Origin of the sequence: Rhizobium sp. SL86, from assembly GCF_026672545.1 — a bacterium.
Taxonomy (GTDB): Bacteria; Pseudomonadota; Alphaproteobacteria; order Rhizobiales; family Rhizobiaceae; genus Neorhizobium.
Genome location: NZ_JAPPRJ010000001.1, coordinates 2,194,311 through 2,215,724, shown reverse-complemented (window position 1 = coordinate 2,215,724; position 21,414 = coordinate 2,194,311). Strand labels below are relative to the sequence as shown.

Below are 21,414 nucleotides of genomic sequence, written 5' to 3'. Positions count from 1 at the left end.
ACGCAACCCGCGGGGTTAACCGTACAGGTCAGATTTTGTTCCAGGCTTCGAGACGCCGCAAAATCGGGAACCTAGCGCCGAAGGGGCAGTTCGGAGGCAGGAGGATGTGCACGCTCCTGCACGACGGCACCCGGTATGCCGGCCTCCTTGGCGAGACACAGCGGCACGGTTCGCGGGGATCTAAAGCAGACGCCAGTCCTCTGGCCGCAACATGAGCGTTTTATTCCTCGCCGAGCTCCTGCAGGATCTGGTGCCGCGCCCGGTTGAGCCGGCTCTTGACGGTGCCGACGGCACAGTCGCAGATCTCGGCGGCGGATTCGTAACTTTCGCCAAGGATCGCCACGAGCGTCAGGACCTCGCGATAATGCGGCGGCAGCCGCGTTAGCGCCTGCTGAACCTCGCGGGCTCGGGCCTGAACCTCCTGCGTCGCCTCCATCGGCGTATCACCGGACACGCATTCCTCCAGCCCCGGGGCCTCCCGTCCGAGAACCTTGGCGCGGGTATAGAAGGTATTGCGCATGATGGTGAAAAGCCAGGATTTGAGCTTGGTTCCGGGCTCAAATTTGTCGAGATTGGCCAAAGCCTTCATCAACGTCTCCTGCACGAGATCGTCCGCGTCGGACGAGTTTCGGCAAAAGGTTCGGGCGAAGGCGCGAAGGGCGGGGATGAGCTTGACAATATCTGCGCGTGCAGGGTCGCCACTCAACTGTGTATCAGGCACCGTTGCAAACCTCTCCAAATTCCTTGGGTGGATGTCGGTGGCAAACGCAGCGTTTGTCCGTTTGGTTCCGCTTAAAAAGGACGATCGAAAGTTGCTGTGAAAGCTTTCTACGCCTTTGTCCGATAAGGAACAAAAGCTGAGGATTGCGGTTGAATCGCCTCTGATGGTGGGATGTCGATGGCACCGCTGAACGGCGAACTCGTCCTGATGGTTTGCCATGATCGCCTTGGCCTGACGGAAGTAAACGCGGCTGTCGTCCGGCTGCTCAGGGTGTGGAAGCGCGCCCCGTCCTCCGTTCCGGCGGGAAACACGCCAGACCGACCGCCGGTTCCGCTTCTGCGTGCGGCGCGGAACAAAGAGACCGGCCGTCTCGTTGTTGGGGCGACGAACGACAACCGAAAGGCATCCATCATGAGCATTGTTGGCACGCAGGTGATTGCGGAAGGAAGCGGAAACGCCGGTTATACTGTGGAGTTCATCGAAGACAGCGGCGACGTCATCTCGGTCAGCCTGCGGTCTGAGGCTTCCGGTGCAAACCGCACCAATGCGGTGGCCAAGGCAAAGGAACTGCTGAGCCGCGTCGTGGCCAGCGACGCTTTGCCGGACGAGATGATCGACGCCGACAACCAGGATGGGCGCGCAGCCACCATGGCCAGCGCCCGCGGCAATCCCGACGCCATGGAGGATCAGTTGCAGGAAGGTCTCGAAGACAGCTTCCCCGCAAGCGATCCCGTGTCGGCCACCATCACCTCGATCCCGGGGCGTGACGGGCGCGGCTGATATCTCAGGAACGGTCCAAGAAGACACAGCTCGGCTGCAGAACTGCAGCCGGGCTTCTTGCTGTGAAGAGATCTGATTGACAATCGGGACCGTTCTGGTTTTGCAGTAGTTTAGAAGGTACTGCTGCAATCGGAAACGACAGGCGGCAGCGGCAGCCAGGTTCCAAGAGGTCAAAATGGCAGACATGACGGGTTCGAATGTAGATGCGAAGACCGTGCTCGGCAACAAGGTAAGCGGCAAGGTCGCCCATCTTCTTGCTGCAATCGAGAAGGAGCCGGTGCCGGACCGGCTGATGCAACTCGCGCTCGAACTGCAAAAGGCGCTGAACGAAAAGCTGGACCAGCCGGCGCGCGACTGATCAGTCCACCTGCACCGGCACGATCGTGTCGGTCCGCACGCGGCCCTCCACCACCTCTCGTGGTCCCTCGGCACTGAAGCGCCCGCTCACGTCCTCTATGACGGTGTAGAGCTTTTCGCTGCGGAAGGCGCTTGCCATGTCCGTGGAATTGCCCTCTGCCGGCAGGGCATCGACCTCCGTGAAATCCAGCTCCGCTTCGCTCGCCACCAGACGCGCGTCGCCGCTGGTGCGTGCCCGAACGACGATCTCGCCCTGCGGCGGCCGGTCCATCCATTGCGGGTCGTCAAGCGGTGCGTTCGGCACGAGACGATAGATCTTTAACTGTTCTTCCATGGGGCTTCTCCCGGTTTCAGCCAAGCGCCGGTTCTTGTGACCCGCCAGGAACGCCAGCCATGCGCAGATCGTTCCCGTAACCGGAACTCTCAGGAACTCTGCCTCTCAGGAACTCTGGGGGGCGGCGCGCGGTTGCCGCAGGGATGAGACGTGCAAAAGAGAAGGAGAGGTCCATGCAGCCACCCGGCATCTGTTACCATCTCTGTGTCGACATGCAGCGGATGTTTGCCGAAGACACGCCTTGGCGGATCGACTGGATGGCGCGCGTCCGGCAACCCGTGCTGCGGCTGGCATCCGCAAGACCCGAATGGACGATCTTGAGCCGCTTCGTGCCGCCGAAGGATCCGGCCGACGCACCCGGCATGTGGCGTCCTTATTTCGAAAAATGGTCGACCATGACGCGCACGGCGCTCGGCGAGGAGATGATCGACATCCTGCCCGAGCTGAAATCGCTGGTTCCGCCGGCCATCGTCTTCGACAAGCCGATCTACTCCCCCTGGCTCGATGGGCGACTGCACCGGTTTCTGCAGGATCGCCGGGCGGAAACGCTGGTGATTTCCGGCGGCGAAACGGATGTCTGCGTGCTCGCGGCCGTTCTCGGGGCCGTCGATCTCGGTTACCGCGTGATCCTGGTCAAAGATGCCATCTGCAGCGCCTCCGACGAGACACACGACGATTCACTTGAGCTTTTTGCCCGACGCTTCTCCGTTCAGCTGTCGCTGATGGACACCGACGATGTGCTGGCCTGGTGGTCCTGAAAACCGGAACAAAGCCCGGCGACACGGGGTTTGGTCAAGAGAGGCTAAAACCGAGAGGAGAAAGCCATGAGACACCAGCCCAACGACCAGGGAAAGCCTGGCGAAATCTCGCAGTGGCCGCGCTGGGAAGGCCCGGCGGAAAATCGGCCGAGCGGTTACGTGCAGGGTGAAGCCGACATTTTTGCCGACGACCCGATCGGCGAGAAAAAACGCCGCGCCACCGATTACCCCGCCGAAGACGCCGACCAACAGGCGGCCGAGACGAAGGAGGAGCGCAATGATCGATAACCTCTGGTTCGTTGCCGTGGCGATCGGTCCGGTGCTGCTCGGCGCTGCCTTTATCTATGCCATGATGCGTCGCCGGCGGCTGACACGACCGGAAGAGCTGAGACAGGACGCGGCGATCCAGGACCTTTACGAAAAGCCCTCCCGCCGCACCTGAACCCGGGGAACCATGTGAGCCCCCAAGGGTTAGACTGCCGCGGATAAAAAGATCCGGAAGAACATCTAAGGAGAGAAACACCATGGCCGCCACGAAGACGCTGGACGACCTCTTCTACGAGACCCTGAAAGACATTTACTACGCCGAGCGCAAGATTTCCAAGGCGCTGCCGAAGATGGCTCGTGCCGCGCAGAGCGAAGAACTGAAGCAGGCCTTCCAGCTTCACAAGGACGAGACCGACGGTCAGATCGAACGCCTGCAGCAGATCTTCGAACTGATCGGCAAGCGGGCACGCGGCAAGACCTGCGCTGCCATCGAAGGCATCATCGAAGAAGGCGAAGAGATCATGGATGAGTTCAAGGGCACGCCTGCTCTTGACGCCGGTCTCCTCGCGGCCGCTCAGGCGGTCGAGCATTACGAGATCAGCCGTTACGGCACGTTGCGGGCCTGGGCAAAGCAGCTCGGCCTCAAGGACGCCGTGTCGCTGATCGAGGAAACGCTGGCCGAGGAAGAGCGCACCGACGAGAAGCTGACCGGTCTTGCGGAAGACACCGTCAACGCCGCCGCCAAAAAGGCTGCCTGAGGAGGTCTGCCTGCGCCTTTCGGGGCGCAGGCACCGTCTCACCGACACAAAAAAACCAAAAGGGCCCGCAGCGGAGCGATCCGCGCGGGCCCTTCGTTTGCCGTGCAGGTTGCAATTACCAGGGAAGATGATGGGTTGGCCGGGTGACCCGGATCATTTCGCCGCTCACCTCCAGGCGACGGAACACCGGCCGCCGCAGGGTCTCGAGTTCGCGGTCCGCATGCTCGCTGGCCGCCCTCAGCGCCAGGTCGTAACACGGGAACGATGCCGAGGGTTGGCCATCGATCACGTAGATCCAGCCGGTCTCGTGCGGAATGATATCGAAGCGCTTCTCCATGGATCGGGCCCTCCTTGCCCGCGGCCCAAACGGGCGGATCAAGAAGAAGTTCCAGGTCAGTGCAAAAATTCCGGAAAAAATAGGGGATTGCGCCAAAGCGCTGCAACGCACACAATCCTACAAATCCTGCGGGAACCTTCTCAGTTGATGTGCGTTTTGATGCTCGGGCGAATGGAGAGGAAGATGGCGGTCTCAGAAGAATGGATCAAGAACCGGGCCTATGCCCTGTGGGAAGAAGAAGGTCGTCCGCATGGCAAGGACACCGAACATTGGGAGCGCGCGGCGCAGGAATACCAGTCGATGAACGGAGCGCCCAAAAAGGCGGCTTCTGCGCGAAAACCCAAGGCGACTGAAGCAGTTGCGGCGAACGCAATGACCGCGCCGACCGAAGAGGCGCCCACCAAGACAAAACCTGCGGCCCGCGCGAAGGCCGCGCCAAAGGCCAAGGAGGCATCCGCAACCGCGGATGCTCCGAAGAAGCGGACCCGGAAATCACCGGCCGCCTGACACCTCATTTCACTTTTCAATCGGAATTGACCGACGCGGGCCATGCCCCGCGTCGGCGCGTGATCCGTTTTTTCCGGATGTGGTATGTATATTAGATCTGCTGCTGATTCGATTTCCGAGTGCGACTGGAACGCTGACCCCGGCCTGGACGTTGGCCAACACGCTATGAATGCGTGGAGGAGATCGCAATGATGAACGCGCCCTCTGTCTTCGATGATCGCCGGAGCCGCCCAAGCCGTGAGCGCTTCGGTGGTCCCAACCTTCGAAAGAGGGACATGCCGCGGATGAAAGTACTTTCAGTGACGTCGGAACTGTTTCCGTTGGTCAAGACAGGCGGCCTCGCCGACGTGACCGGCTCCCTGCCGAAGGCGTTGGCGCTGAGCGGCGTGGAAACGACGACGCTCCTCCCCGCTTACCCTTCGGTGATGGAGAAGGTCGGGCAGACGTCGATCCTGATGAGCTTCGACGATATTCTCGGCGAACGCGCCTCCCTGATCCACGCGAGAGCGCACGGGCTTGATCTGCTGTTGCTGGACTGCCCCGCCCTTTTTCATCGCGCCGGCGGTCCTTACGTCGATGCGGACGGCCGCGACCATTCCGACAACTGGAAACGTTTCGCCGCGCTGTCACGCGCCGCAGCCGAAATCGCCCACGGCGCACTTCCCGGCTGGCAACCGGATCTCGTCCATACCCATGACTGGCAATCGGCACTCACCTCCGTCTACATGCGCGAGATGGGATGCGATCTGCCGGTGGTGCTCACCATCCACAACCTCGCCTTCCAGGGTCAGTTCGAGCGCGACAAGCTTGCCTCGATCGGCCTGCCGGAACATGTCTTCTCCACTGACTGCCTCGAATATTTCGGGGACATCAGCTACCTGAAGGGCGGCCTGCAGACGGCGGACATCATCACGACGGTCAGCCCCACCTATGCGCGCGAGATCCTGACCAGCCGTTTCGGCATGGGGCTGGACGGTGTTCTCAACGAACGGGTGATGGCGCTACGCGGCATCGTCAACGGGATCGACCTCGACGTCTGGAACCCGATGACCGACCCCTATCTGCCGCGCAACTACGATGCGACCAGTCTGAAGCGCAAGCGCGAGAACCGTAGCGTGCTGCTCGACCGCTTCGGCCTCGACCAGGACAATGGCCCGGTCTTTTCCGCCGTGACGCGCCTCACCTGGCAGAAGGGCATGGACATGTTCGCCGAAGCCGCCGACGAGGTGCTTTACAATGGCGGCAAGATCATCGTGTTCGGTCAGGGCGATGGCGAGATCGAACACGCATTGCGAACCACCGCCGCGCGTTATCCTGGCCGGATGGCCGTGCATGTCGGGTATGACGAACCGACGGCCCACCTCATCCATGGCGGCTCTGACGCCATTGTCCAGCCTTCGCGGTTCGAACCCTGTGGCCTCACCCAGCTCTACGCCCTGCGTTACGGCTGCGTGCCCGTCGTCTCCCGCACAGGCGGCCTGTCGGAAACCATCATCGATGCCAATGATGCGGCCATGTCGGCGCGCGTGGCGACCGGTTTCCAGTTCCATCCCGTCAACACCGAGGGCCTGCGCCTTGCCCTTCGCCGCGCGCTCGACACCTATGCCGACACCCGCAACTGGGCGCGGCTGCAGAACCAGGGCATGAAGACCCGTTTTTCCTGGGAACGCAGTGCGGAAAAATACGCCGCCATCTACTTCAACCTCATCAAACGACGCACCGAGGACGGTCTCCGCCACTCGATCGGCGCCTGATCCGTCCAACGGTTGGACATGCAACAAAACCGCCCGGCCTCAAGGCCGCGGCGGTTTTCTTCTGTCCTCCAATTCTCCTGTCCAATACATCGCCTGAAACGACAATGGCCGGCGCTTTGAACGCCGGCCATTGTCGCAAGAGGATGGAGAGAACTCAGCCGCGCCGGAACACCGCAAGGGTGCGGCCTTCGAGGTCGAAATCCTCTTCCTGATCGATCTCCTGTCCGCGGATGGACGGATCGGCAGTGGTGAGTTCCAGGATCCATTTGCCCTTGTTGAGCGGCGGGATCTTGAATGGAACCTGCCCCTCGAACGGATTGAACAGCAAAAGCACGTCGGACCAAATGCCCTTCTGCCCTTCGAGATCGCGCCGGCCGAGATGCAGGCCGAGCGTCGTGCCCTCCAGCCAATGATCCGGCTGTTGATAACCGCCACCCGCATTGAACCAGTTCACCTCCATGCCATCGCGCCAGTTTTCACGATGGAAGAGTGGCTGGGTCTGGCGCAGCTTGATGATATGCTTGGTAAAGCTGCGCAGCGCCTCGTTGGTCTCGGGCAGATCCTCCCACTGCACCCAGGAAATCTCGCTGTCCTGGCAGTAGCCGTTGTTGTTGCCCATCTGGCTTCGACCGAACTCGTCACCGGCAAGCAACATCGGCGTGCCGTGCGACAGGAACAGCGTGGCGAGGAAGTTACGCTTCTGCCGCTCGCGCGTTGCGTTGATCCCCTCGTCCTCCGTCGGGCCTTCCGCACCGTAATTATAGCTGCGGTTGTCGTTGTGGCCGTCGTTGTTGTCCTCGCCGTTCGCCTCGTTGTGCTTCTCGTTGTAGGACACGAGGTCGTTCAGCGTGAAGCCGTCATGGGCCGCAAGGAAGTTGACGCTTGCCCAGGGCCGCCGGCCCCGCTGGTCGTAGATGTCGCCGGAGCCGAGCAGGCGCGCGGCGAAATCCGGCGCAGTGTTCTGATCACCCTTCCAGTATTCGCGTGTCGTATCGCGATACTTGTCGTTCCATTCGGCCCAGCCGGGCGGAAAACCGCCGACCTGATATCCGCCCGGACCGATATCCCACGGCTCGCCGATCAGCTTGACGCGGGAGAGGATCGGGCACTGGGTGATGGCGTCGAAGAAGCCGCCGCGCTGGTCGAACCCTTCCGGCTCGCGCCCGAGGATGGTGCCGAGGTCGAAGCGGAAGCCGTCGACATGCATGTGCTCCACCCAGTAGCGCAGCGAATCCATCACCATCTGCAGCACGCGCGGGTGGGAGGTGTTCACCGTATTCCCGGTGCCCGTGTCGTTGATATAATAGCGGTGATTGTCGTTTAGCGTGCGATAGTAGGAAAAGTTGTCGATGCCCTTGAAGGACAGCGTCGGCCCAAGCTCGTTGCCTTCGGCCGTGTGGTTGTAGACCACGTCGAGGATCACCTCGATGCCGGCATCATGGAAAGCGCGCACCATGTCGCGAAAACCCTGGATGCCCTTGGGGCCGTAATAACGCGATGCCGGCGCGAAGAAGCCGATCGTGTTGTAGCCCCAGAAATTGTGCAGGCCTTTGTCCAGGAGGTGCTGGTCGTCGGGGAATTCGTGCACGGGCATCAGTTCGACGGAGGTGATGCCGAGGCTCTTGATGTAGTCCACGGTCGCCTTGTGCCCCATGCCCTCGAAGGTCCCGCGCAGATCCTGCGGAATGGCGGGATTAAGCTTCGTGAAGCCTTTGACATGCGTTTCGTAGACGACAGCCTGCGGCCAGGAAACATTGGGCCGCTTGTCCGACGCCCAGTCGAAGGCGAAGGGATCGATCACCCGGCATTTCGGTGTGAAGGGCGCGCTGTCCCGTTCATCGAAGGTCAGGTCCTTGTCGTCGTGATAGATGTCATAGGCGAAGTGGGCGTCGTTCCAGTCGAAATTGCCCACGAGTTCGCGAGCATAAGGATCGATGAGAAGCTTGTTCGGATTGAACCGATGGCCGTTCTCGGGGTCGAACGGCCCATGCACCCGGTAGCCGTAGAGCTGTCCGGGCCTTACCCCCGGCAGATAACAGTGCCAGATCTCGTTGGTATATTCCGGCATCTCGATCCGGGCGGTCTCGGTTTTGCCGCTCGGATCGAAGAGGCAGAGCTCGATGCGATCCGCATGCGCGGAGAAGATGGCAAAGTTCGTGCCCTTGCCATCAAAATTGGCGCCGAGTTCCAACCAGGAGCCAGGGCTCACCGTTAATGTCTGAAGATTTCCGTCCATACCGCACCTTGTTGCTGAATCTCGGCAGACAAAGCGCAAACTGACAAATCGTTCCCTGGCGCGGCGGAAGGCGGTGACTATTCAACCGGCCCTTGCGCCTCATCCGGAATGGCGCCTCCCGTTCCCGTGACCGGTGTGGGGTCGCGATCCGTGGGAGCCGTATTGCCGTCGAGTTGGCTCTGCGGCGGGGTATCGTTGATGGGATCGTCCTGTTCATCCTCGCCGGCGGTACAGCCGGACAGAAAAATAAGGACGGCGGATGCGAGGGCGAGTGCTTTCACGAAAAGATCCTTCTGGAGACTTGCCCCTTCAGAGGGGGCGACCGGCAGAGGCAAGGAGCTGGAATCGAGGCCTGGCATAGGCTTTGGGTTGTGTCCATGTAACTTTGGGCGCCCGCCAATGTTCCCCTTCATCGATACGGCCCTATCTGACGGCGCCATCGTCTCAAGAGTCACATCACCGGAGGATTGACGCATGACCGCACTGAGCCTTGAACAGCTGGAAGGCAAGCTGAACGCGCACCGCGAACTGATGATCGATTTCATCGCAGCCCTGCTCGGCGGCGACGAGAGCCTGCAGACCTTTACCAAAAGACTGGCGGATGACGCGAGCTACAAGGATCACGAGGAGGATCCCGGCGCGGTGCCCGGAGCCGGCATCGCGATCGAGAATGCGGCGGCCACAGAAGTGCGCTCCATCCTTGAGGCGGCACGCGCACGAGCCGGGGCGGCCAAGCGCAATTCTTAACAGTTTGTCATCTCTACGCCAGATTCGGGTCTCATTGTTCACATGTGTGGCGAGACTGTGGAACCGTGGGGCGGCTCATCCGTTGGTTCCGCAGACCACGGGAGAGAAAGACATGACCAGAGAATGGGTTGAAGCTGCCACCGTCGTTCTGACCATTGCAGCCTGCTACATGATGATCGTTCCCGTCTGAGCGGGAACGGTTCTTCTCAGGAATAGGGCATGTCAGGGATCTGGCATGCCGCTGGCAAACCAGGCCGCCAGATTCTCGATATCCGCATCCGTCAGGTGATCGGCAGCCTGTGTCATCAGATGATGCGCACGGGTTCCGCCTCTTTCGCCGCTCCGGAACAGATGCAACTGCCGCGAAAGATAGGGAACGCTCTGGCCGGCGAGACGTGGATAAAGCGGATTGCCCTCCGGTTTTTCATGACAGGTCAGGCAGGCGGGAATGCGGTCCTTCGGCCGCCCCTGCATGGCAAGCTGTCGTCCCGCCGCAACATCCGCGCCACGCGGATTGGCCGCATCGGGCCCGATCGGCCGACGCTCCATCTCTGCGTAATATTTGGCAAATTCCGCCACCTCGTTTGCATCGATCCCCTGAATGGCCGTCTGCATGATGCCGCTGTGGCGCTCTCGCTGAACATAGGCCATCAGGCTTGCCCTCAGATAGGCCTCCGACTGGCCAGCAAGCGAGGGAATGAGGCTTTGCCCGTTCAGCCGCTGCTCGTCGTGACAGGACTGGCAGGTCAGCAGCGTGTCATCGGCACCGCCCTCGTTCGCATGAATACCCGACAGTTCGCGGTACCGCTCCGGCGTCATGCCCGGCATCTGCCGCAGGAAGGCGACCATGGCCCAGACCTCATCCGCCCGCACCTGCGTCGGCCAGGCGGGCATGCCGGTAAACCGTACACCGTGCTGGACGATCTGGAAGAGCTCGGCATTCGTCCAGAGGGGGATCCGCGGCGCAAGGTCCGGCGGCACCGGCAACATGCCGAAGACGACGGCGGCGCGATCGATTGCGGGTGAACCGTGACACATGGCGCAGCCCTGCTCGTAATGGCCGGCAGCCATAGGCAGCATTTCAGGGTTATCGAACGGCGGCACCTCGGTGCCAAGCGCTGCGGTGCGGGTGGAACTGCGCATGGCCCAGTGCAGGAACCAGTCGGTGACCGCCCAATGGCCACTCGACGCGCCGATGCCGATCAAGCCGGACCAGGCCACCAGCAGCGCCAGGAGCGGAGCCGCAACCGCCGCTGCGATGATGTATTTCCAGCGGATGAACATCAGCCCTCCCTCGCCTTCACCGCAACCGGCGCATTGAGTGTGCGGGCGAGCAACATCACGCCGCCCGCCAGATAAACGGCGGCACCCACCATCAGCATCACCACACCGCCGATCTGCTGATCCTGTCCTGCCGACAGCGGCACGCCGAAACAGGTCACGAACCCCTCGCCGTACAGAGGCCTTGGCGCCAACGACAGCAGCGCGCCGAGCAGCGTCATGTGCATGGAGGTAAACAGGAGCCCCAGCGTTCCGCCCAGGCGACGCTGATCCTGCTCCGCACCGGTCCCGCCGAAGCAGGAGAGCCAGAGCACCAGACCGGCGGCAAGAAAGCTCACCTGCTCCAGCACCCGAAAGGCCGGGGCTGATTCCGCCAGCGCGCGAAGCGCCGGCAGATGCCAGCCCCAGACCGTGACGAGTTCGATCATCGAGGCGACAAGCGGCGTCACTATACGGCTTTTCGACACGATGTCATAACGCGTGCCCGAGATCCCGATCGCCAGAAGTGGCGCAACCCCGGCGACCACGGCCATGTGGACGATCATATGCACGGAAAACGAGGCCGGATCGCCCAGCACCAGCAGGGTCCAGGCGATGTTCAGCAGGATGAAGCCGAGGATGAGGCTGATGCGTCTCATGCCTGGCACTCCGCGAGGAAGAGCAGCGGAATGGCGGTGAAGACGACCGCCACGAAGCTGAGGCCGGAAAGCAGCAGCGTCGCAAAGCCCTGAAAACGCCGGCGGTCGAGCGTCGTCGCATCCGCATGCGGCGGTTCCTCTGCGCCAAAACCCCATTGCCGCCAGGCGAGATAGGCGGCAAAAACGATGAAGGCGAGGCAGGCAATGGTGAAGCCCGCAAGCGCCAGCCGATAGCTGTCATACGTTAGGCCCAGGAAACCGGGCTTAGCACAGTAGACGGCCATGACGACGTAACAGATGAGGAAGTGGCCAGCCCATACCACCGGCGCGGTAAACAGGGTCCAGAGCGTTTCCACTTCGCGGGGGATGAAGCTTTTCATCGGCTCACCTCAGGCTCGGGAACAGGCCGATGGTGACGAAGGTGACCACGGCGGTGAACAACATGAAATGCCAGTAGAGCACGACATTGTGCAGGTCCTGGTCGTACGCTCCGGTCAGCCGTCCGGCAAAGCTGCGCGCCAGGCAATAGAGCTGCATGATGAGCGCCACCAGGGCGTGAACGGAGGTCCAGATCACCAGCATCCAGACGATGGCGGGATAGACATGGGCGGTCGGCTCCATGCCGAAGCTGTAGGGTCCCATCAGCCCGGCACCGGTTCCGGCAAGGGTGAGGATAAAGGCGAGGATGAGAAGCAGGCGTGTCGCGCCCTTCCAATCTCGCTCATTGCTCCAGCGGGCCATGACCATGACGAGCGAGGCCGCGACGAACAGTCCGGCAGCCCACATCGGCCAGAACAGGCCCGGACCGCCAAGCCCGGCGGTGAAATCCTCATGGATCGTCCAGTAGAAGAAATAGCCGAAGGCAAGGCTCGCGAAGGCGGTCGCGTCACCCACCATGGTGATGAACATCGCCCACCAACCGACAGACGCAGGACCCGACACATAGAGCGGGAATTTCCGCCCCATGCCCGCGTCCCTGTATTCCGCCTCCGGGATCGGCGCGGTTCCCGTCCACAGCCAGTAGAGGATGGCAAACAGCGTTCCGAAACCGCAGGCAATCGTCACCCACCACCATTCGAATGTCAGCGCAATGAACACCCCGCCCAGCAGGAAAGCGGCAACCATCGTCACATGGGAGGTCCCGCCGACGCGCAGCACCTGCAGTGGTTCGCCATCGAGCACGGAGGTAACGAGCGTCTCGCGATGCCCCGTCTCCGCGTCCGGAAGGTAAAAGCGCCCGTCCTTGATATGCTGCTTGAGCTCGGGCTGGTCCCAGAGCGGATAGCGGCTTTTGATGATCGGGATCGATCGAAGTCCCCAGTTTTCCTCCGGCTCGTTCAGCCATTCCAGCGTGCCGGCATTCCACGGGTTTTCCGGCGCATGCGGCTGCGACTTCTTTGGCCGCACCACATCGATGACGACCAGCGCAAAACCGGCGGCGAAGATGAAGGCGCCGATGGTGGAGATCAGATTGAGCCAGTCCCAGCCCATGTCGGCCGGATAGGTGAAGACACGCCGCGGCATGCCCCGCAGCCCGGTGAAATGCATCGGGAAGAAGCCGACATTAAAGCCGACGAACATCAGCCAGAAGGCGATCTTGCCGATCCTGTCCGACAGCATCTTTCCGGAGAAGAACGGGTAGAAATAATAGATGCCGGCCGTGACCGGAAACAGCATGCCGCCGATCAGCACGTAATGCAGGTGCGCGACGATGAAATAAGTGTCATGCGCCTGCCAGTCGAAGGGCACGAGCGCCACCATGACGCCGGTCAGGCCCCCGATGATGAAGATCGCCAGCCCACCGGCACCGAACAGCATCGGCACGGAAAAGACGACGCGCCCAGCCAGCATGGTGGCGATGAAAACGAAGATCTGCACACCCGTCGGAATGACGACCGCCTCGGAGGCGGCGGAGAAGAAGGCGAGCGAGATCTGCGGCAGGCCCGTCGCGAACATGTGGTGCACCCAGAGCCCGAAGCTCAGGAAACCGGTGCCCACCGCCGCCAGCACGATCCAGGAATAACCGACGATCGGCCGCTGCGCGAAGGTCGGCACGATCATCGCCATCAGCGCGATCGCCGGCAGGAAGATGATGTAGACCTCCGGATGGCCGAAGATCCAGAACAGGTGCTGCCACAGAAGCGGATCGCCACCACGCTCCGCATCGAAAAAGGGCCAGTCGAACATGCGCTGCATTTCGAACAGCAGGTCGCCGGCGATCAGTGGTGGAAAGGCAAACAGGATCATGCCGGCCACCACCAGCAGGTACCAGGCAAACAACGGCATCATGTTGATGCGCATGCCGGGCGCGCGACACTTCATGATGCCGACGATCAACTCGACGGCGGCCGCGATCGATGCGACCTCGATGAAGGAAAGGCCGAGCAGCCAGATGTCTGCGCCGATCCCGCTCTGGTCCTTGTCGGTGGCGAGCGGCGGATACATGAACCAGCCGCTGTTCGGCGCGGCGCCAAAGAAGATCGACCCGCAGACGAAGACCCCGCCGATCGCGAAACTCCAGAAACCGAAGGCCGACAGGCGCGGGAACGGCAGTTCCCGCGAACCGAGCATCGAGGGCAACACGAAGATCGCCACCGCCTCGAAGATCGGCACGGCAAACAGGAACATCATCACCGTGCCATGCAGGGTGAAGGCCTGGTTGAAGAAGTCGGCGGTCAGCAGATCGTTGTCCGGCACGGCCAGCTGCAATCGGACGAGCAGCGCCAGAAGCCCGGCAAACAGCATGAAGGAAAAGGCAGCACAGCCATACCACATGCCGATTTCGCTGTTGTTGACCGAGGTCCAGTAACGCCAGCCGGACGGCGTACGCCAAACGTCCCGCAGGCGCTTTTCCTGCGCGGCGCGCTCGTCTTCGGAAAGCAGCGGTCCGAGCTCGGTCATTCTAGTCCTTTCAGATAGGCGGCAATCGCCGTCACCTCGTCGCGCGGCAGCATGGAAAAGCCCGGCATTCGCACGCCGGGCTTGATGGCATCCGGGTACTGGATGAAACGCACGAGATTGTCGGTGGTGTTGGCAAGCGTTCCGGCAGCGATCGTCGGGCGTGTACCGAACGCGCTGAGGTTCGGTCCGATCTCCCCTTGGGCAGGCGTGCCATCAATCGTGTGGCAGGCGGAACAGCCGTTCTGGAGGAACAGCGAAAGCCCCGGATGCGCCCCCGTGACATCTGCGGCTGCGGTTTGCCGCGGCCCGGCCGAGGCAAGCCATCGGTCAAACTCCTCCGCCTCCATCGCCTGGACGGTAAAGGCCATCAGTGCATGCGAGGTCCCGCAGAATTCCGCGCAGATGCCCCGATAGGACCCGGGCTTCGTCGCCTCCAGCTGCAATTCGTTCGTACGGCCCGGGATGGCATCCATCTTGCCGCCGATCGAGGGGATCCAGAACGAGTGGATAACGTCCTTCGCCTTCAGCAGGAACAGCACCCGCTCGCCGACCGGCATGTGCACTTCGTTGGCAGCCTCGTGCAGCACCGCGCCGGAGGCATCGAGGTAACGAACGCGCCACCAGAACTGCTCGCCGGTGATTTCGATGCGGCGCAGGCCTTCGCCCTCGCCGCCGAACCAGGGGCGCATCGCCGGCATCAGCCAGACCGCATAGGCGAGAAGTGCCGTGAGGACGACGATCGGAAAAATGCCGCCGCCAAACAGGATGACCTTGCCGGCGGTGCTTTCACTCACCGGCGCCTTCTGCAGCCGACTGGCATAGATCACCAGGCCGACGACCAGAAGCCAGATCAGACCGCCGCCCGCCACCATGACCCAGAACAGCGTCGCGACCGCATCGGCTTCCGATCCGGCGGGATCAAGCGCCGACTGGACACCGGCACAGGACGACAAAAGGACAAGCGGAGGCAGTAAAAAAAGCGACCGCACGACACACGGCAAAACGGGTGGTCGATTTGGCCGGCAGTGGCCGGTCAAGCGATCTTCTTGCATTCGTGCCCCTGCGAACGGCGTTAAACGGGACACGCGAACGTGCCCTCGACGCAGCGTCAACTAGCGTCACCGGTGTTTGTTCCAGCCGCACCAACTCTTTCTTCCGGGCCGGAACGAACCGGTCTGCCCGATGGTTGAAGGAGCAATGCTCGGCAAAAACCCGCGAGCGAAGGAACCGGAGGAAGACATGCGCAGTTTTATCAACGTGCTTGGAGGGTTGTTCACTCGCAAGAAGACATCGCCTCCCCCTCATCCGCCGCACCCGCGCGAACGCCATGTGGTTGTTCCCGACAATGTGGAACTGCCCCATCCGCGGGCGCCAAAGGAGGAGATCAGCGTTCCAGCTTCCATCAACGGGCGTGATCTCTCGACCGGTCGTCTGTGACGGCCTATCTGAAAGGACATTTCATGACTGACATCAAATCCGCACGAATCCTGATCATCGCGACCGATGGTTACGAGCGTTCCGAGCTTCGTGTGCCGCTGGAAGAGCTGCGCAAGCAGGGCGCCGAGGTCAAGATCGCTTCGCTGAAGCCGGGCGAGATCAAGAGCTGGGACGAGAAGGATTGGGGCGATAGCGTCTCCGTCGATCTCACCCTCTCCGACGTCAAACTCGACGACTACCATGCGCTGGTCATCCCGGGCGGCCAGATCAACCCGGACATCCTGCGCACGAGCGAGGATGCCGTCCGGATCGTCCGCGAATTCGTCAAGAGCGGCAAGCCGGTGGCGGCGATCTGCCATGGCCCGTGGCTGCTGGTCGAGGCGGATGCGCTTCGTGGCCGTAAGGCGACCTCCTACCACTCGATCCGCACCGACGTGAAAAATGCCGGCGCCACCTGGGAGGACAAGGAGGTCGTCGTGGACCAGGGCATCATCACCTCGCGCTCGCCGAAGGATCTGCAGGCCTTCGTGTCGAAGATCGTCGAGGAGGTTCGCGAAGGCCGCCACGAGCGCCGCGCCGCCTGATCATCGGACCGAGGTTTTCAATCCGTGGCCGCTCCGCAAGGGGCGGCCATTGTCTGTTCGGTGGTGACGGGTGACGGAAACCGCCCGCTCAGGCGCCGACGGTGTTGTGCAGGAATGACAGGAGCCTCTGTTCGTCCGCCCGCAGCCCGGCAAGTTTCGCCTCCGGCTCCATCGGCCGTTCCAGCAGCCGCGCAAGCGGCTCGGTATCCTCCGCAAGCGAAAGAATAGCCGGGTGGATATAGCTGTTGCGGCAGACGGCGGGGGTGTTCTGCAATTCTTCCGACGCCGCCGTCGTCAGGAGCTTCACCCGGATCTTCTCGGATGTCTCAAAGGCACGGCGGGCCGCACAGAAGGCCGCAAGACTGCCACCCCAGGTGCGAAAGGTCTTAGCCGAAATCGAAAGTCCGGAAATTTCCGCCAGATAGGCGTTCAGCCGACCGGAATCGACGGGCCGCACATGGCCTTCTTCGTCCGGCCAGGAGAACAGACGGCGTCCCGGCAGATCCGCGATTTCCTCGAAGATCCGCTGAAGCCGGGGATGGCGGATCGTGTGTTGCACGCGTTTGCCGCCCTTGGCCGAGAATTTCAAGATGACGGAATCGTCAGACAGCGTCATGTGCCGCTTGAGAAGCGTCGTCGCCCCGAAAGTGCGGTTTTCCCTGGCATAGGCCTCGTTTCCCACTCTCAGATGCGTCGCATCCATCAGCGCCACCAGCGCGGCCAGTACCGCTTCCGCGCTGGTGAGGCCGGAGGATAGATCCCGCTGCACCCGCCGGCGCATGCGTGGCAGCACCTCGCCGAAGCGCGTCAGCTGGTCGTATTTCAGCTCGCTGCGGAAGGACTGCCAATCGGCATGATAACGGTACTGCTTGCGGCCGCGCGCATCAAAACCTGTCGCCTGCAGATGTCCGCGCGGATCAAGGCAGATCCAGACATTCTCGTAGGCCGGCGGCAAACCCAGCGAAAGGATACGTTTTTTCTCGGGTCCTTCGCAGACCAGGCTGCCATCCGGCATCCGGTAGCAGAACCCCTTGCCGCGACGCTGCCGACGAATGCCCGGCTCGCGGTCGCTGACATAGGTCAGGCCGATTTCGGCCAGTGTCGAAAGATCCGGGGAGAGCGGGGTGGTGGATACATCCATGGCCGCAGAACGCGCAGCCTGACCCTTCGTTCCTAGGCCATATCCCTCTGTGCGTCGCCGGACTGACGTTCGAACAGCCGTCGCGGCCCGATGAGCACCCAACGGAAGCCCTCTCGACGATAGTCGAGTTCCACCGTGCCGTTGAAGGACGCGGCTGCATGGCGCTGGATGATCGTCGTGCCGAAACCGGTCGAGGTCGGTTCCTCGACGGGAGGACCGCCGATTTCCTTCCATTCGATGCGGACAAGGCGCTCCCCCTCCTCGCCCGTCAGATCGTTTTGCAAAGCGCTCCCCAAGTCGCTCCCCAAATCACTCCCCAAATCACTCCACTGAATCCGCACTTCACCTTCGGGCACCGAAAGCGCCCCGTACTTGACCGAATTCGTCGCAAGCTCGTGCAGGACGAGCCCGAGGTTCTGCACCGCCTCGGCACGCAGCGTGAAGTCCGGGCCACTTGCCCGAACCCGGTCCCGGGTTTCGGCAAAGGTCTCCATGTGCAGCGAAATCACCTTGCTGATCGGCACGCCGGCCCATTGCTCCTGCGCCAGCATCTCGATCGACTTGCCGAGCCCTTGCAGGCGTTCGCCGATCGCCTTCTGAAATTCCGGCATGCTGGTTTCGCGCCGGGCGAGCTGACGCATCATCGCCTGGATCAGCGTCATGATGTTTTTCGTACGATGCACCAGTTCGTGCATGATCAGATGGATACGGTCCTCCGCCTCGCTGCGGTCGAAGGAGGCGTTGGACAGTGCAATCGAGATCTGGTTGGCTTCGGTGATGCGCGTCTCGATGGGCGCCACGATCTCACCCCGGCCGATGCGGTCTGCCATGTGGGCAATGGCGCGGATCGGCGTTCTGAGCTGGCGCGCCACTAGATAGCTGATGGCGATGCTTCCGGCCAGAATGATGAGACTGCCGATGACGAGCGTGCGCCAGGCCGCGAGGATATTGCCCTGCGCGGCGGCGATGGGTCCCCAGACGACCACTTTCCACGTCCACTCCGGCACGCCGGCATAACCGTACATCAGGCGGGGATTACCGCCGACATCCTCGATGGTGCCACTGACGCCCGTCATCAGCGCCAGCGTGTTTTCGCGGACGGGGCTGGGCTCCCCGGCCCAGGCATGGGTGGAGGTGACGACATTGCCGCGCTGATCGAGAACGGCAACCGACCATCCCTCCGGCAGCATATCCGTGTTGATCAGCCGTTGCAGATCTTCGGCATTCTGCGTGAGCACCAGGGCCGCGCCAGCCTGCGAAAGATCCTCCGGCAGCGGCATCAAAAGGTTGAAGACCCAGCGCCGGCTGGAATTGCCGAAAAAGACGTTGGACACTTCGATCTGGCCGGAGGAGAGGACGGAGCGGAGCCCATCCATGTTCGACATCTGCTGCAACGGTACGCCGTAGGAAAAACGGGTGTTCAGCTTTTGCGCGCCGTCCGTATCCGTCAGAAGAATGTAGCGGGAGGAGCCGCGCAGGCTGTACTGGGTGCGCTCATGGAACTCCCGCAGATCACCGGTGCGCAGTTCCGGAGAGCTTGCAATCAGGCGAAGGGTTGTCGCCGAATCCCGCAGCTCTCGATCGATCGCCCGTGCAATCGAGCGTGCGTTTTCTTCGGTGTCGCGGTTGAGGCCCTCACGCTGCTGCGCCTCCAGCCGCAGCATCAGGAAGACCGAGAAGAGGATGAACGGCAGAGCAGTGACGACGGCAAGCGCCACAAGATAGACGCCGAGAGATGCCGTCGGAAAAGCACGCGCGAACCGGAACATCTAGCTGTTCCGTCCACCGGAACGGTGGGGGGCTGGCAAAGCGGCTTCGGCTGCCTTCATCGAGTGTCGACCTCAATTCGCTTCAAACAGGAGTCTCAATCGGCTTCTATCGGAAATCGCTTGATCAACCAAGCCGAATAAACATGGCCTACCGCGCACTCCGACGCCCGACGTGACCGGGCCGGTCAGCCCCCGGTCAATCCCCGGTCAATCGCCATCGCGGCCGGAGCCGCGGTCCGGCGGTGTCTTGTGGGCGGTCGCATCCTCCGAACCGGTGATGACCGTAGGTTTGGCGGAAACCACACCGCTGGCTGAACGATCCGCCTGACTGCCGGCAAACTGGCCTTTTTCATCCTTGCGGACCTCCGTTGCGGCCTTGCTATCCTTCTTGTCCTGCGTCATGTCGCGCTCTTCCCGTATCCGGTGTGCATTCACATGGCATCAATGGAATTTGCACGCTGAGGTTCCGTCCCAACCCCTCGGTTTCCTGGAAGACGAAGCAGTTGCAGCATCGCGATTGAAGCCCGCAAGACACAAAAAACCGGCCATGGCTGCCCCGAGGCAAACCATGCCCGGCATCCCGCATGGCGGGCGGGATCAATCCTCTTCCTGGAAGACTTCCTCGCGCTTGGCGCGAATGCTCGGAAGAAGCACGACGACGAGAACGATGACCGCGATGGCCAGCAGCGTCGCGCTGATCGGACGGGTGAGGAAGGTCGACGGGTCGCCGCGCGACAGGATCATCGCACGCCGCAGATTTTCCTCCAGAAGCGGCCCGAGCACGAAACCGAGCAGCAGAGGTGCCGGTTCACACCGCAGCTTGACCAGAACGTAACCGATGAACCCGAAGAAGGCGACGGCATAGAGGTCATAGACGTTGGAGTTGACGCTGTAGACCCCGATCGAGCAGAAGGCCATGATGATCGGGAAGAGCACGTAATAGGGGATGGTGAGAAGCTTCACCCACAGCCCGATCAGTGGCAGGTTGAGGACCACCAGCATCAGGTTGCCGATCCACATGGAGGCGATGATGCCCCAGAACAGTGCCGGCTGTTCGGACGCGACGTTCGGGCCGGGCACAATGCCCTGGATGATCATCGCGCCGATCATCAGCGCCATGACCGGATTGGCCGGAATGCCGAGCGTCAGGAGCGGAATGAACGAGGTCTGCGCGCCGGCATTGTTGGCCGATTCCGGACCGGCGACACCCGCGACAGAGCCCTTGCCGAACTCTTCCGGTGTCTTCGACACGCGCTTTTCCACCGTGTACGAAGCAAAAGAGGCAAGGATCGCACCGCCGCCGGGAAGAATGCCGAGTGCCGAACCGATGACCGTGCCGCGCAGGACGGGAGCGATCATCTGCTTGAAATCATCCTTCGTCGGCAACAGCCCCGTCACCTTGGAGATCAGCACCGTGCGGTTCTTTTCACCCTCGAGGTTGCGCAGGATTTCCGCAATCCCGAAGACGCCGACAGCCACGGCGACGAAGTTCAACCCATCCGAAAACTCGCGGATGCCGAGATTGAAGCGCGGCGTGCCGGAATAGATGTCGGTGCCGACCAGTCCGAGCAGCAGCCCCAGAACGACCATGGCGAGCGCCTTGACGATGGAGCCGGACGCGAGCGCGATGGAGGAAACGAGGCCGACCACCATCAGCGAGAAATATTCGGCAGCACCGAATTCCAGCGCAATCTTGGTGAGCGGCGGCGCAAAGATCGCCACGAGGAAGGTCGAGACCGTGCCGGCAAAGAAGGAACCGAGCGCGGCAATCGCAAGGGCGGCACCCGCCCTGCCCTTGCGGGCCATCTGATAGCCATCAATGGCGGTGACGGCCGACGAGCTTTCACCCGGCATGTTGATGAGGATCGCCGTGGTCGAGCCGCCATACTGGGCACCGTAATAGATGCCGGCCAGCATGATCAACGACGAGACCGGCTCCAGCTGGAAGGTGATCGGCAGAAGCATGGCGATGGTGGCCGTGGCGCCAATGCCGGGAAGCACACCGATCAGTGTGCCGAGGAGCACGCCGATCAGGCAGAAGAACAGGTTCTCGATCGAGGAGGCCGTCGAAAATCCGAGTGCGAGATTGCTGAAAAGATCCATGTCT

The 21,414-nt window shown here is 62.0% G+C and carries 25 protein-coding genes; 11 read left to right on the top strand and 14 right to left on the bottom strand.

The features are described from left to right. Positions 1-220: 220 nt before the first annotated feature. Positions 221-706, bottom strand: a complete 486-nt coding sequence (locus OU993_RS10925) for a sigma-70 family RNA polymerase sigma factor (RefSeq protein ID WP_268157662.1) — start codon at positions 704-706, stop codon at positions 221-223. A 426-nt stretch (positions 707-1,132) separates the two neighbouring features. Here OU993_RS10925 and OU993_RS28865 point away from each other — a divergent pair, with 426 nt between their 5' ends. Further along, entirely contained in the window at positions 1,133-1,501 is a 369-nt protein-coding gene (locus OU993_RS28865; RefSeq protein WP_442792946.1) for a hypothetical protein, read from the top strand. Positions 1,502-1,676: 175 nt separating this feature from the next. Continuing rightward, complete coding sequence (locus tag OU993_RS10915; RefSeq protein ID WP_268156967.1) at positions 1,677-1,859, top strand: hypothetical protein; 183 nt, start codon at positions 1,677-1,679, stop codon at positions 1,857-1,859. On the opposite strand, the gene OU993_RS10910 is transcribed toward OU993_RS10915, so the two are convergent. Beyond that, complete coding sequence (locus OU993_RS10910; protein WP_268156965.1) at positions 1,860-2,192, bottom strand: hypothetical protein; 333 nt, start codon at positions 2,190-2,192, stop codon at positions 1,860-1,862. A gap of 173 nt (positions 2,193-2,365) precedes the next feature. Between OU993_RS10910 and OU993_RS10905 the strand changes: the two genes are divergently transcribed. The 4 genes from OU993_RS10905 to OU993_RS10890 all read left to right on the top strand — a co-directional run bounded on the left by OU993_RS10905 (position 2,366) and on the right by OU993_RS10890 (position 3,975). Further along, positions 2,366-2,950 carry a cysteine hydrolase family protein gene (locus OU993_RS10905; protein ID WP_268156963.1) on the top strand — a complete coding sequence of 195 codons (585 nt, stop codon included), beginning with the start codon at positions 2,366-2,368 and terminating at the stop codon, positions 2,948-2,950. A 66-nt stretch (positions 2,951-3,016) separates the two neighbouring features. Next, positions 3,017-3,238: a hypothetical protein gene (locus OU993_RS10900; RefSeq protein ID WP_268156961.1), complete on the top strand. Its 222-nt coding sequence runs from the start codon at positions 3,017-3,019 to the stop codon at positions 3,236-3,238. Further along, complete coding sequence (locus tag OU993_RS10895; protein ID WP_268156960.1) at positions 3,228-3,392, top strand: hypothetical protein; 165 nt, start codon at positions 3,228-3,230, stop codon at positions 3,390-3,392. The genes OU993_RS10900 and OU993_RS10895 overlap by 11 nt, the downstream gene beginning before the upstream one ends. Before the next feature lie 82 nt (positions 3,393-3,474). Beyond that, positions 3,475-3,975, top strand: a complete 501-nt coding sequence (locus OU993_RS10890; protein ID WP_268156958.1) for a YciE/YciF ferroxidase family protein — start codon at positions 3,475-3,477, stop codon at positions 3,973-3,975. A gap of 115 nt (positions 3,976-4,090) precedes the next feature. Here the strand turns inward: OU993_RS10890 and OU993_RS10885 are convergent, their stop codons facing one another. Continuing rightward, entirely contained in the window at positions 4,091-4,312 is a 222-nt protein-coding gene (locus OU993_RS10885) for a hypothetical protein (RefSeq protein WP_268156956.1), read from the bottom strand. 183 nt (positions 4,313-4,495) lie between these two features. Between OU993_RS10885 and OU993_RS10880 the strand changes: the two genes are divergently transcribed. Together OU993_RS10880 and glgA are read left to right on the top strand one after the other, a co-directional pair. Continuing rightward, on the top strand, positions 4,496-4,819 hold the full coding sequence (locus tag OU993_RS10880) for a DUF2934 domain-containing protein (protein WP_268156955.1): 324 nt from the start codon (positions 4,496-4,498) through the stop codon (positions 4,817-4,819). A gap of 284 nt (positions 4,820-5,103) precedes the next feature. Next, positions 5,104-6,573 carry a glycogen synthase GlgA gene (gene glgA / locus OU993_RS10875; RefSeq protein ID WP_268156954.1) on the top strand — a complete coding sequence of 490 codons (1,470 nt, stop codon included), beginning with the start codon at positions 5,104-5,106 and terminating at the stop codon, positions 6,571-6,573. A gap of 154 nt (positions 6,574-6,727) precedes the next feature. Here the strand turns inward: glgA and glgX are convergent, their stop codons facing one another. Both glgX and OU993_RS10865 read right to left on the bottom strand, forming a co-directional pair. After that, positions 6,728-8,809 carry a glycogen debranching protein GlgX gene (gene glgX, locus OU993_RS10870; protein WP_268156951.1) on the bottom strand — a complete coding sequence of 694 codons (2,082 nt, stop codon included), beginning with the start codon at positions 8,807-8,809 and terminating at the stop codon, positions 6,728-6,730. A 77-nt stretch (positions 8,810-8,886) separates the two neighbouring features. Continuing rightward, positions 8,887-9,090, bottom strand: a complete 204-nt coding sequence (locus OU993_RS10865) for a hypothetical protein (protein WP_268156949.1) — start codon at positions 9,088-9,090, stop codon at positions 8,887-8,889. 193 nt (positions 9,091-9,283) lie between these two features. Here OU993_RS10865 and OU993_RS10860 point away from each other — a divergent pair, with 193 nt between their 5' ends. Next, a complete protein-coding gene (locus OU993_RS10860) occupies positions 9,284-9,556 on the top strand; it encodes a hypothetical protein (protein ID WP_268156948.1) in 273 nt (90 codons plus the stop codon). Between the two features lie 222 nt (positions 9,557-9,778). Here OU993_RS10860 and OU993_RS10855 read toward each other — a convergent pair whose 3' ends face one another. The 5 genes from OU993_RS10855 to coxB are packed head-to-tail and all read right to left on the bottom strand — an operon-like array spanning position 9,779 to position 15,329. Continuing rightward, on the bottom strand, positions 9,779-10,840 hold the full coding sequence (locus OU993_RS10855) for a c-type cytochrome (protein WP_268156946.1): 1,062 nt from the start codon (positions 10,838-10,840) through the stop codon (positions 9,779-9,781). Next, positions 10,840-11,475, bottom strand: coding sequence for a cytochrome c oxidase assembly protein (locus OU993_RS10850; RefSeq protein WP_268156945.1), 636 nt, complete (start codon positions 11,473-11,475; stop codon positions 10,840-10,842). Before OU993_RS10850 ends, OU993_RS10855 begins: the two co-directional genes overlap by 1 nt. Further along, positions 11,472-11,855: a hypothetical protein gene (locus OU993_RS10845; RefSeq protein ID WP_268156943.1), complete on the bottom strand. Its 384-nt coding sequence runs from the start codon at positions 11,853-11,855 to the stop codon at positions 11,472-11,474. Before OU993_RS10845 ends, OU993_RS10850 begins: the two co-directional genes overlap by 4 nt. A gap of 4 nt (positions 11,856-11,859) precedes the next feature. Beyond that, a complete protein-coding gene (gene ctaD / locus OU993_RS10840) occupies positions 11,860-14,376 on the bottom strand; it encodes a cytochrome c oxidase subunit I (RefSeq protein WP_268156942.1) in 2,517 nt (838 codons plus the stop codon). Next, a complete protein-coding gene (gene coxB / locus OU993_RS10835; RefSeq protein ID WP_268156940.1) occupies positions 14,373-15,329 on the bottom strand; it encodes a cytochrome c oxidase subunit II in 957 nt (318 codons plus the stop codon). Before coxB ends, ctaD begins: the two co-directional genes overlap by 4 nt. Positions 15,330-15,615: 286 nt before the next feature. On the opposite strand from coxB, the gene OU993_RS10830 reads away from it, so the two are divergent. Both OU993_RS10830 and OU993_RS10825 read left to right on the top strand, forming a co-directional pair. Continuing rightward, positions 15,616-15,813, top strand: coding sequence for a hypothetical protein (locus tag OU993_RS10830; RefSeq protein ID WP_268156937.1), 198 nt, complete (start codon positions 15,616-15,618; stop codon positions 15,811-15,813). A gap of 23 nt (positions 15,814-15,836) precedes the next feature. After that, entirely contained in the window at positions 15,837-16,397 is a 561-nt protein-coding gene (locus OU993_RS10825; protein WP_268156936.1) for a type 1 glutamine amidotransferase domain-containing protein, read from the top strand. Between the two features lie 88 nt (positions 16,398-16,485). Here the strand turns inward: OU993_RS10825 and OU993_RS10820 are convergent, their stop codons facing one another. The 4 genes from OU993_RS10820 to OU993_RS10805 all read right to left on the bottom strand — a co-directional run bounded on the left by OU993_RS10820 (position 16,486) and on the right by OU993_RS10805 (position 21,410). Continuing rightward, the gene (locus OU993_RS10820) at positions 16,486-17,538 is read right to left on the bottom strand and encodes a DNA topoisomerase IB (RefSeq protein WP_268156934.1); all 1,053 of its coding nucleotides are present in this window, start codon (positions 17,536-17,538) and stop codon (positions 16,486-16,488) included. A gap of 32 nt (positions 17,539-17,570) precedes the next feature. Beyond that, positions 17,571-19,307, bottom strand: coding sequence for a sensor histidine kinase (locus OU993_RS10815; RefSeq protein ID WP_268156932.1), 1,737 nt, complete (start codon positions 19,305-19,307; stop codon positions 17,571-17,573). Positions 19,308-19,514: 207 nt separating this feature from the next. Then, a complete protein-coding gene (locus tag OU993_RS10810) occupies positions 19,515-19,709 on the bottom strand; it encodes a hypothetical protein (RefSeq protein ID WP_268157714.1) in 195 nt (64 codons plus the stop codon). Between the two features lie 195 nt (positions 19,710-19,904). Next, positions 19,905-21,410: a tripartite tricarboxylate transporter permease gene (locus OU993_RS10805; protein ID WP_268156930.1), complete on the bottom strand. Its 1,506-nt coding sequence runs from the start codon at positions 21,408-21,410 to the stop codon at positions 19,905-19,907. Positions 21,411-21,414 lie beyond the last annotated feature (4 nt).

Excerpts from the sequence above, each read along its gene's own strand:
- OU993_RS10905 (WP_268156963.1), top strand. The coding sequence starts at position 2,366 with ATGCAGCCACCCGGCATCTGTTACCATCTCTGTGTCGACATGCAGCGG.
- OU993_RS10850 (WP_268156945.1), bottom strand. The coding sequence starts at position 11,475 with ATGAGACGCATCAGCCTCATCCTCGGCTTCATCCTGCTGAACATCGCC.
- OU993_RS10890 (WP_268156958.1), top strand. The coding sequence starts at position 3,475 with ATGGCCGCCACGAAGACGCTGGACGACCTCTTCTACGAGACCCTGAAA.
- OU993_RS10830 (WP_268156937.1), top strand. The coding sequence starts at position 15,616 with ATGCGCAGTTTTATCAACGTGCTTGGAGGGTTGTTCACTCGCAAGAAG.
- OU993_RS10810 (WP_268157714.1), bottom strand. The coding sequence starts at position 19,709 with ATGACGCAGGACAAGAAGGATAGCAAGGCCGCAACGGAGGTCCGCAAG.
- OU993_RS10885 (WP_268156956.1), bottom strand. The coding sequence starts at position 4,312 with ATGGAGAAGCGCTTCGATATCATTCCGCACGAGACCGGCTGGATCTAC.
- glgX (WP_268156951.1), bottom strand. The coding sequence starts at position 8,809 with ATGGACGGAAATCTTCAGACATTAACGGTGAGCCCTGGCTCCTGGTTG.
- OU993_RS10880 (WP_268156955.1), top strand. The coding sequence starts at position 4,496 with ATGGCGGTCTCAGAAGAATGGATCAAGAACCGGGCCTATGCCCTGTGG.
- OU993_RS10860 (WP_268156948.1), top strand. The coding sequence starts at position 9,284 with ATGACCGCACTGAGCCTTGAACAGCTGGAAGGCAAGCTGAACGCGCAC.
- OU993_RS28865 (WP_442792946.1), top strand. The coding sequence starts at position 1,133 with ATGAGCATTGTTGGCACGCAGGTGATTGCGGAAGGAAGCGGAAACGCC.
- OU993_RS10915 (WP_268156967.1), top strand. The coding sequence starts at position 1,677 with ATGGCAGACATGACGGGTTCGAATGTAGATGCGAAGACCGTGCTCGGC.
- ctaD (WP_268156942.1), bottom strand. The coding sequence starts at position 14,376 with ATGACCGAGCTCGGACCGCTGCTTTCCGAAGACGAGCGCGCCGCGCAG.
- OU993_RS10855 (WP_268156946.1), bottom strand. The coding sequence starts at position 10,840 with ATGTTCATCCGCTGGAAATACATCATCGCAGCGGCGGTTGCGGCTCCG.
- glgA (WP_268156954.1), top strand. The coding sequence starts at position 5,104 with ATGAAAGTACTTTCAGTGACGTCGGAACTGTTTCCGTTGGTCAAGACA.
- OU993_RS10820 (WP_268156934.1), bottom strand. The coding sequence starts at position 17,538 with ATGGATGTATCCACCACCCCGCTCTCCCCGGATCTTTCGACACTGGCC.
- OU993_RS10910 (WP_268156965.1), bottom strand. The coding sequence starts at position 2,192 with ATGGAAGAACAGTTAAAGATCTATCGTCTCGTGCCGAACGCACCGCTT.
- OU993_RS10895 (WP_268156960.1), top strand. The coding sequence starts at position 3,228 with ATGATCGATAACCTCTGGTTCGTTGCCGTGGCGATCGGTCCGGTGCTG.
- OU993_RS10815 (WP_268156932.1), bottom strand. The coding sequence starts at position 19,307 with ATGTTCCGGTTCGCGCGTGCTTTTCCGACGGCATCTCTCGGCGTCTAT.
- OU993_RS10825 (WP_268156936.1), top strand. The coding sequence starts at position 15,837 with ATGACTGACATCAAATCCGCACGAATCCTGATCATCGCGACCGATGGT.
- OU993_RS10845 (WP_268156943.1), bottom strand. The coding sequence starts at position 11,855 with ATGAAAAGCTTCATCCCCCGCGAAGTGGAAACGCTCTGGACCCTGTTT.
- OU993_RS10900 (WP_268156961.1), top strand. The coding sequence starts at position 3,017 with ATGAGACACCAGCCCAACGACCAGGGAAAGCCTGGCGAAATCTCGCAG.
- OU993_RS10805 (WP_268156930.1), bottom strand. The coding sequence starts at position 21,410 with ATGGATCTTTTCAGCAATCTCGCACTCGGATTTTCGACGGCCTCCTCG.